Raw genomic sequence first — 549 nt, 5'->3', positions numbered from 1 at the left:
GCTGTGGTGCCGTTCACCGTGATTCCTTCAGCCGGGTTCCACACCGCAAGGGTGTAGCTGCCCGGAGCAAACAGATGGTCGGGGGCATGGGTGGCGGAAGTCTCCGTACCCGTATAGTCGCCCATGGTGACCGTCCATGTGGCAGGTATGTCGATACCCTCACCGCGGGCCGACCAGTCGGCTGTTACCGCAATCTTCCCGTAGTCGGGGTGCGGCGTGTCATAAAGCGTGTCCTTCACGCAGGAAGAGAGCAGCACGGCGGCTGCCATTCCCATCATATTTATATATTGTTTTGCTTTCATATTCTATTCCTCCGTGTTAGAATAACTTCCATACCAATGTCACACCGGCATTGATGGGGCCCCACCAATCTTTTGTCTCGTTGCCGTGGCGTACACGCACGCCGTCGATGACCTCATATTTCTCATAGTCGGCATTCAGGTAGCCCAGACCGAGGTTGAAATCAAGAGCCAGTGCCTTGTTCAGCCGCAGCTGATAGCCGGCGGTGATGCCGCCACCCATCAGGTCGCCCTGTTTGCCTGTTTCGGA

1 protein-coding gene and 1 pseudogene are annotated in these 549 nt (G+C 56.5%); both read right to left on the bottom strand.

The features are described from left to right. Positions 1-302: pseudogene (locus tag N5O98_RS27640) on the bottom strand (FimB/Mfa2 family fimbrial subunit); the annotation flags it as partial. A gap of 16 nt (positions 303-318) precedes the next feature. Continuing rightward, the coding region (locus tag N5O98_RS27635) for a DUF3575 domain-containing protein (protein ID WP_269496318.1) at positions 319-549 on the bottom strand (231 nt) is incomplete at its 5' end.

Source organism: Bacteroides sp. LFL-34 (genome assembly GCF_027257075.1).
GTDB classification, from domain to species: Bacteria; Bacteroidota; Bacteroidia; order Bacteroidales; family Bacteroidaceae; genus Bacteroides; species Bacteroides ovatus.
The sequence above is the reverse complement of the archived record's forward strand: the minus strand, read 5'-3'. Positions and strand labels throughout refer to the sequence as shown.